The organism is Halpernia frigidisoli (assembly GCF_900113805.1).
In the GTDB taxonomy this organism is placed as follows: domain Bacteria; phylum Bacteroidota; class Bacteroidia; order Flavobacteriales; family Weeksellaceae; genus Halpernia; species Halpernia frigidisoli.
In genome coordinates, this window is the sequence record NZ_FOQT01000006.1 from 1 (window position 1) to 8,473 (window position 8,473).

Genomic DNA, 8,473 nt, shown 5'->3' on the forward strand with positions numbered 1-8,473 from the left:
CCGCAAGTTTAACCATTTCAGATTTTCCAAAATTAAATTTATAATTAGAAAGTTTCCGCGTTTAAGCCGCACCATCGCCAATACGCTAACCGTTACCTGCAACCCTAACAAACACCTTACTAAACCGAACAGACTGACATTTAATAGTCAAAATATTATAAATTCATCAATGCAAAAATTTGAACATTTTATCAAAACATTTATTGGAATAGATGAAATAGATTTGAAACTTATACTTTCTAAATTTAGAGAGAAAAATGTACCCAAAGGAAAATTTATATTGAAAAAAGGACAAATTGCGAACCAATACTTTTTTATAGTATCGGGTGGACTTCGCTTTTTTTATGATACAATTGATAAAGAAAATACAACTTGGGTAGTTTTTAAAAATGAATTTTTTACGGAAATATCAAGTCTGCATACGCAAAAACCATCAAGGTTTAATATTCAAGCTATTGAAGAAACAGAACTATTGGTAATTGATAAATCTGATATGGATTTTTTGTATAGTCATATTCCTGTTTGGCAAGAATTTGGTAGGAAGGTATGGGAAGCTATGTCGGTCAGAATGATTGACCAAATTTTAAATTTTCAAACCTTATCCGCCGAACAGAGATACATAGAATTCATGAGTACTCCTGAATTGTTACAAAAAGTATCTGTTAAAGATTTAGCAGCGGTTCTTGGCATTACACCAAATGCTTTAAGTAGAATTAGAAAAAACATCAAGTGATTTAATTATCTACCTTTTGGTAGTTTCAACCCTTCAAATACACTATACTTTTGTGTCATCAATAAATAAAAAATTATCGACATGAAAGAAAATGCAAGTGTTAGATTAAATGATTATTCAGATGATGAATTAATCAAAAACCTTCCCGGCTTTGAAAATAAGTATATCACAACCAATGGTGTGAAACTTCATTACGTGGAGGGCGGCAGTGGTAAACCATTAATTTGTTTACCAGGTTGGCCACAAACTTGGTACTCTTTACAACCAGTTGCAATGCAACTTTCAAAAAGATACCATGTAATTATAGTTGATATACGAGGAATGGGCAGTTCAGAAAAACCCAAATCAGGCTACGACAAAAAAACAATGGCAAATGATATTTTTGGTATTGTAAAACAGCTAAATCTAAAAAATGTTTCCGTAATGGGTCATGATATTGGCGGAATGGTAGCCATGAGTTTAGCATTTAATCATCCAGAAGTAGTTGAAAAACTAATCGTATTAGATGGCTCACACCCAAGCGAAGGAATGATGCAAATGCCTTTGATGCCAGCGGCAGGCACATTCAACCAAAAAATGGATGCTAATATGCCTTATGCTTGGTGGATGGGTTTCAATCAAGTAAAAGGATTACCCGAAAAACTTTTGGAAGGTCGTTTCAAATACTTACAGGATTGGCTTTTTAATTATGTAATGATTGATGATACCAAAATGACCTCTCTTGAAAGAGAAGTATATGCTGCTGCATATAATGAAACAGAAAGCATCAGGGCTTCTAACGCTTGGTATCAAACTTTTAACCAAGATATTGAGGATACAAAAACCTATCAACAACTTACAATGCCTGTATTGGGAATTGGTAGCTATATCAGTTACAATTATATGAATATGGGTTTACCGTATGTTGCAAAAAATGTTAGCGTTGTTGGTATTTTAGATAGTGGTCATTACCTCTTTGAAGAAAAACCACAAGAGGTACTTGATGCTATCTTACCCTTTTTAGCTTCATAATAAATTTAAAAATAAAACAAAGTAAGATGAATAAGATAATTTTAGTTGCAGGTGCAACAGGCAATTTGGGGCAAAGAATTTCCAGAGAATTAATTAAACGTGGTGCAGAAGTAAAAGCAATTGTTCGTACTTCAACCGACACCGAAAAAATTGAAACCCTCGAAAAGTTAGGAGTAAAAGTTGTTGAAGTAGATATGAATGACATTGAAGCTATTGCAAAGGCAAGTGAAGGTGTTAGTTGTGTTGTGTCTGCCTTGGCTGGTTTGGGTAGCGTAATTGTAGATTTGCAAAAACGAATTTTAGACGGAGCACTCAAAGCAGGTGTACCAAGGTTTATTCCGTCTGATTTCTCTTCTGATTACAATAATTTAGTGGAAGGTGAAAATAGGAATTTTGATTTGCGCAGAGAATTCAAAAAATACATTGACAATACACCTATCCAAGCTACATCTATCTTTAATGGTTGTTTTGCCGATATTCTAAAATACAATACACCAATTTTAAATTTAAAAGATAAGAGTATTGGTTATTGGGGCGATAAATTAGATTGGAAATTAGACTTTACAACAATGGACGACACAGCGGCATTTACAGCAGAAGTGGCTTTAGATGACACTGCACCACGGAATTTGCATATTGCAAGTTTTCAGATTAGCCCCAATATGATTAGGACTGATGTAAAAGAAATAAGTGGGCAAGAATTTAAAATTCATCAAATTTCGAGTATTGAAGATTTTGCAACATTCATCAAAAAACAACGAGCAGAAAACCCAGCAGGAGAAAATGAGTTATATGCAAAATTTCAGCAAGGACAATATATGTATTCGATGTTCACAGGGCAACATAATGAATTAGCAAATAATCGCTATAATGGACTTTCTTGGACATCAAGTATAGACTACATTAAAACTTTTTTGAAATAAGGTTTATCCAAAACCGATTTCTATGATTTATGTTTTTAAGACATCAGTATCAAATAAAAAAGTAGTCAAAAAACTAAAACCATTTTTAGACGAATTACTCAAAAAAGCGAAATGGAATTTTGACCTTGAAGACTGCGACAATATTTTACGTATTGATAGTAAAAAAAATATCGTTGTAAAAGTAACATACTTGCTTAAAATTTACAACTTTGACTGTGTAGAATTGGAGTAAAAGAGACGAAAAAAAAGGGCAGCAGGTAACAAGGGTTTGGCAAAATGGGGGCAGAAGTGCTGAATTGAACATTTGTACTTCTATTTGGCATTTGTGCTAAATTGAAAATTTGTGCTTCTAATTCCCCCACTTCGCCAAGCCCCAAACCGTTATGCGTTATGCTATGAGAGACCGTGCTAACGATAAACAGACGACTACTTCCCGACAACTTCTTTGCGAAAATGAATTCCCCACTCCAAAATTTCTTCTAACAATTTATTCATTGACAGCCCTAAAGGTGTTAGAGAATATTCAACAGTTACAGGCATACTGTCAAAAAGTGTTCGGGTAATAATCTTATTCATTTCCAACGCCTTTAACTCTTGTGAAAGCATTTTTGGAGAAACATCGGCAATATCTCTCTGAATTTCGCCAAATCTTTTATTTCCATAAGTCAATGAAATGATTATTGGAATACGCCATTTACCTTGAATAACTTCCAAAACATCTCTAGACGCCATTAACTTAAACTGACATACTTGTTGTTTTTCTTCCATAACTATTTAATTTATAATATACTTACTTGAAGGTAACTACTTACCATTAGGTAACAACTATACTTTCGGAAGCAAAGTTATGTAATTTTGCGTCATCATTCACAATTAAAATTCAAAAAAAATGACAAAGAAAGTATTTCAAATCGCAACGCTATTATTAGCAACAATTTTCACAAGTAATGTTTATTCACAAACAAATTCAAAAAAAATGGAACAGTTCACACCGCAAAATTCAGCTATCTTATTAGTTGACCACCAAAAATCTACTATGGAATGGATTTACAGCCAAGACAAAAAAGGAGTAGAAAACAATTTAAGAATGTTGGCGCGCTTAGGCGTTGATTTAAACATTCCGTTATTAATCACAACTACTATGGAAGATTATGTAGGGCAAACTTTTGAAGGAATTCAAAAAGTAGCACCAACACAATATGCTAACAGAGTGAAACGAGGCGGAACAATTAATTGTTTTCTTGACCCTAACTTCAACAAGTCAGTAAAAGAATTAGGCAGAAAGAAACTTATCATCGCAGGACTTACCACAGACATTTGTTTGTTACAAACAGTAAAAGGTGCTGTAAATAATGGCTACGAAGTAATCGTAATTGCAGATGCTTCGGGAAGTATGACCAAAATGGCTGACGAAGTTAGTTTTGATTTTTTCAGACAAATGGGTGTAAAAGTTTATTCTTCAAATGCTGTATTAGCTGAACTTTTTCCTGATTTTGGAACACCAGAAGGACAGAAGGCTATGCAAATTAGCATAGATGAAGTAGTTTCAAAATTGGGTAAATAAATTAAAAACAAAATGAGGTGCTTCGCACCTCATTTTAAATTTTAAAATTATGTCAGGATTTATGCCATTCTTCAATAAGCGAAGAAACTTTATCAAACAATCTTTGAGTTTAATATTACTCTATACTTTGAACCCTTTAAAAATGTTTTCACAAGCAACAAAATCAGGTAATAAGATGATACAAATAATTAAAAAGTCGGAACAGTTTAACGATGTAATATTTGGTGGAAAATTTTTTGCCAACAAACCAGTATATAACGGAAAAGCCAATGTAAAACCATATTCAAGTCTTTACTATTGGAGCAATGGATATGTAAACGACCATTGTGAATTTGGCTTACACCCACACGAAGGCTTTGAAATTATGACTTTTCTATTTGAAGGCACAATTGAACATTACGACACGGCTACCAAAGTTTGGACACCATTGAATGCAGGAGATTTTCAAATCATTCAATCAAATAGCGGTATTCAGCACCAAGAGAAAATTGCGAAAAATTCAAGAGCATTTCAAATATGGTTTGACCCTAATTTTTATGAAGCCGTTAAGCTCACACCAAGCTATATTGACTACCACAGCAAAGATTTTATTGCGATAAAAATAGACGGAATTACAACGTTAAATTATATTGGAAAAGACAGTTCAGCAAAAGCTTTAACACCAAATTTGACCATCAAAAAACTTACTTTTGACAAGCAGACTAAAAAAGAAATTGCATTGAACGAAAGTATGAGTTATACTTTTTATGTGCTTAATGGACAAGGTTTAGCGGAGAATCAATCCATAGAAAAAGACGATGCAATAAGAATTTCTAACACCACAAATTTACAAATTGACTTTCAAGGCGAACTATTTTAAATAGAAACACCGACAACGTTGGACTACAAACCAATTTGGTCATAAAGTAAAAGCACAAACGCATAACAGCGGTTTTGCGTCAGGCGGGGTTTCGTGCTTCGTTTGACGCTTTTTGCTATATTTGAACTGTGGTTCTTCGTATCAAGTTTAGTGCTAAAAATCCCGCCCGACCGCAAAGCCGCAAACCGTTATCTGTCATTCTACCCGACCATTGCGCTGACAACAACGACCGAAAAACATAAGACTAACAACATTAACTTAGCGACCGAATTGAAACGACAAGATTTAATGAAAAATAAGTATGTAAATTTTATATCAGACGAACATTTATTGGAGTGTGTTGGAAATCTTAACAAATCATATTTAAGGGCGAAAAACAACATTACGAAAAGAAATTTTTACTCAAACAAAGTTGATACTATCAAACTGACCTTTGATGCAAAGTTTAACGACATTGATGAAGAAAGCCTTATTCAATCTGAAATTTTACGACAAATTGATAAGTCTATCAACAATTCTATCGGTACTTTTCACGAACAAATTTTAGGTGGTATTAAAGGTTTTGAAGTTGGTCATTTAAGTGGTTTTGACATCAAAGCGACAGACGAAACTTTGTTTGCAGACATCAAAAATAAACACAATACGATGAACAGTAGTTCGGCAGAAAGTTTGTTTCAAAAATTATCTCGTTATGCAGACGACTACAAAAAATCAAAATGTTATTGGGTTCAAATTTTAGCCAAAAATAGTTTTATCGAACTTTGGAAAGGTGAAATCAATGGCAAAGAATATAGTCACAGCCGAGTTTATAAAATTTCGGGTGACCAATTTTACTCTTTACTTTCGGGTGAAGATGATGCACTTTTGCAATTGTATAAAGCTTTACCAAAAGCAATTAAAGACTATTTGCATTCTATCGAACATAATAATTCCATCACCGAAAATTCTGCCATTGATGAAATCAAATCAGAAACAGAAACTTCAAAACGTAGTATTTTAGACCAAATAACTTTTGAAAATTACAGTTATTATTTGGGTTTTGACAAGTTGTAATATTGATTTAGAAACTTAACAATCGAATAACCAACTTCTTTTCCAAGGTTTACAGGAACGGCATTCCCAATTTGCTTGTACTGCTGTGCTACAGAACCTTCAAATTTCCAATTATCAGGAAAAGTTTGAATGCGAGCATATTCACGAACGGTAAATGGTCGGGTTTCTTCGGGATGACAACGTTCAGTTTGTTTTTGAGCAGGACTGCAAGTTAAAGTTAAACAAGGTTCGTCCCAACCAATTCTTCGGGCAATTCCAGTTTTACCACCGCCCAAATGAAAACTTCCGCCCATAAAAGACTTTTGAATTTCTAAAGGCAAATCTCGCCAATATCCTTTTGGTGGAACTAAATCTAACACCTCAATTTTACTTTTTGGATATTTTGCACCGTCTGATTTTGGTACATTTACATCAAACAAATCGCCTTTTTTCAAAGCATCTTTTAAGTTATAAATTTTCTTATAAGGTTTTGGATATTCGTATTGCAAATCAATATCTTTTCTAATTCCTACTAAAATTAATCGTTCTCTTTTTTGTGGAACATTATAATTAATGGCTTTCAAAACTCTTACTGGAACTACATTGTAACCAATTTCATCTAAAATAGAAATCATTCCTTGCAAGGTTTTACCGTTTTCGTGGCTCAACAAACCACGAACATTTTCGCCAATACAAATCGGTGGATTGACCGCTTTTACAACTCTTGCAAATTCATAAAACAAAGTTCCACGAGCATCTGCTAAACCTAATTTTTTTCCTGCATAACTAAATGCCTGACAAGGAAAACCTCCCGTTACAACATCAACTTTATTGTAGAATTCAGAAAAATCAAAGGCTTTAATATCGCCTTCCAAAACATTCCAATTCGGACGATTTTTTCGTAAAGTAGAACAAGCAAATTTGTCAATTTCATTTAAGGCGACACATTTTAGACCAGCCTTTTCCATTCCAACAGCCAAACCACCTGCACCAGCAAAAAGCTCTAAAACTTTGTACTCATTTTCGGGTTCGACAAAATTTGAAAATGGTTCAATAGTGTCTTGACTTATAAAATCAGAAAATAAAGTTTGTACTTCTGACTTTCGATAAACACGATAGTTGCTCATAGGCTCACGAACAGCAGACAATTTCCCTTCTCTATCCCAACGCCTTAGCGTTTCTTTACTTTTTCCAATTAGTTCAGACGCTTCCGCTAATGACAAATATTTACTCATAACCAAGTAGTTTAACCTTATACAATGGTTACAAATTTAGAGAAATATTTTGAACTACCAAAACAAGCGGACGAAAAAGAACGACAGATAACATCGGTTTTGCGTAATGGCGGGTTTAGTGCTTCGTATAAAACTTTTTGCTAAATTTGAACTTCGGTTCTTCGTATCAATATTTGTGATAATAATGAGCCACTACGCAAAGCCGAAAAACGTTGTGCGCTATTTTAATCCAACATACAGAAAGATGAACGAAATTTTAGAAATTAACGGCACAATATTTTTAAAAATTAATTCTGATACCATCGAGGAAAATCTAAGATTTGCTGAAAAAAATAAAATCTTTAATTTTCTTATTTCAGCAAGAATTGGAAACTATAAACTGAATAATATTGACTTTGTAAAAGATTTTCCTCAGCTAGAAAAGCTTTATGTTTCAGTTTATGAAAATATAAATTATCAAGCCATTAAACACCTAAAAAATCTCAATACTTTAAGTATTGATGTGTTATCAAATGACGCCCAGGAAATTGACTTTTCTAACTTATTAAATCTACAAAAACTTGTTTTTACTTGGCGCAATAAAGCAAAAAATATTCATTGTTTGAAACTATTAAAGGACTTAACAATAACAAAGTTTTCAAAAATTAATTTGACATTACTCTTATCTTTAGAAAACTTGGAAGATTTAGGAATTTTTCAGTCTAAAATTGAGAATTTAGAAGGAATAGAAAAATTACTTAATTTAAAAAAACTAACTATTGTTGATTGTAGAAAACTTGAAAACATTGATTCGCTTGGAAGTTTAGAAAATCTTCATCAAATCAAAATACATAATTGTGGGAATATTAAAAAGCCAGGAAATATTATGTTCATTATAAAAATAGAACTTCTCGAATCATCAAAATTTATATAAAAACATCGCACAACACGGTATTTCTATTAGCGGGGTTGAAGTTTCTATCATAAAGATTTTCGCTAATTGTTCAATTTGTTATATTTACAAAGACTTGTTATAAAAAGTCCCCGCCAACAGAAATACCCAACCGTTACCTGCTATATTAAAAAAGATATCGTCTTGAAATCAAAGTTTATTTACATCTTGTTTTTTTTATTATT

9 protein-coding genes are annotated in these 8,473 nt (G+C 32.9%); 7 read left to right on the forward strand and 2 right to left on the reverse strand.

What is annotated here, in order from left to right:
* From BM238_RS14090 to BM238_RS14100, 3 genes are all read left to right on the forward strand, one after another.
* The coding region (locus tag BM238_RS14090) for a Crp/Fnr family transcriptional regulator (RefSeq protein ID WP_221404943.1) at positions 1-733 on the forward strand (733 nt) is incomplete at its 5' end.
* 81 nt (positions 734-814) lie between these two features.
* Complete coding sequence (locus tag BM238_RS14095) at positions 815-1,744, forward strand: alpha/beta fold hydrolase (protein WP_090082837.1); 930 nt, start codon at positions 815-817, stop codon at positions 1,742-1,744.
* A 26-nt stretch (positions 1,745-1,770) separates the two neighbouring features.
* Positions 1,771-2,667 (forward strand): NmrA family NAD(P)-binding protein, encoded by an 897-nt coding sequence (locus BM238_RS14100; protein ID WP_090082841.1) that lies wholly within the window; start codon positions 1,771-1,773, stop codon positions 2,665-2,667.
* A gap of 426 nt (positions 2,668-3,093) precedes the next feature.
* Here BM238_RS14100 and BM238_RS14110 read toward each other — a convergent pair whose 3' ends face one another.
* Positions 3,094-3,399, reverse strand: coding sequence for a winged helix-turn-helix transcriptional regulator (locus BM238_RS14110; protein ID WP_233742009.1), 306 nt, complete (start codon positions 3,397-3,399; stop codon positions 3,094-3,096).
* A 244-nt stretch (positions 3,400-3,643) separates the two neighbouring features.
* On the opposite strand from BM238_RS14110, the gene BM238_RS14115 reads away from it, so the two are divergent.
* The 3 genes from BM238_RS14115 (at position 3,644) to BM238_RS14125 (ending at position 6,143) form a co-directional block, all read left to right on the forward strand.
* Positions 3,644-4,231 carry an isochorismatase family protein gene (locus BM238_RS14115; protein ID WP_177205481.1) on the forward strand — a complete coding sequence of 196 codons (588 nt, stop codon included), beginning with the start codon at positions 3,644-3,646 and terminating at the stop codon, positions 4,229-4,231.
* Between the two features lie 49 nt (positions 4,232-4,280).
* Positions 4,281-5,090, forward strand: coding sequence for a pirin family protein (locus tag BM238_RS14120; protein WP_090082856.1), 810 nt, complete (start codon positions 4,281-4,283; stop codon positions 5,088-5,090).
* 288 nt (positions 5,091-5,378) lie between these two features.
* Positions 5,379-6,143: an Eco47II family restriction endonuclease gene (locus tag BM238_RS14125; RefSeq protein ID WP_090082866.1), complete on the forward strand. Its 765-nt coding sequence runs from the start codon at positions 5,379-5,381 to the stop codon at positions 6,141-6,143.
* Here the strand turns inward: BM238_RS14125 and dcm are convergent.
* Complete coding sequence (dcm, locus tag BM238_RS14130) at positions 6,119-7,357, reverse strand: DNA (cytosine-5-)-methyltransferase (protein ID WP_090082859.1); 1,239 nt, start codon at positions 7,355-7,357, stop codon at positions 6,119-6,121. The genes BM238_RS14125 and dcm overlap by 25 nt on opposite strands.
* Before the next feature lie 244 nt (positions 7,358-7,601).
* Between dcm and BM238_RS14135 the strand changes: the two genes are divergently transcribed.
* Positions 7,602-8,270, forward strand: a complete 669-nt coding sequence (locus tag BM238_RS14135; RefSeq protein ID WP_143093405.1) for a hypothetical protein — start codon at positions 7,602-7,604, stop codon at positions 8,268-8,270.
* Positions 8,271-8,473 lie beyond the last annotated feature (203 nt).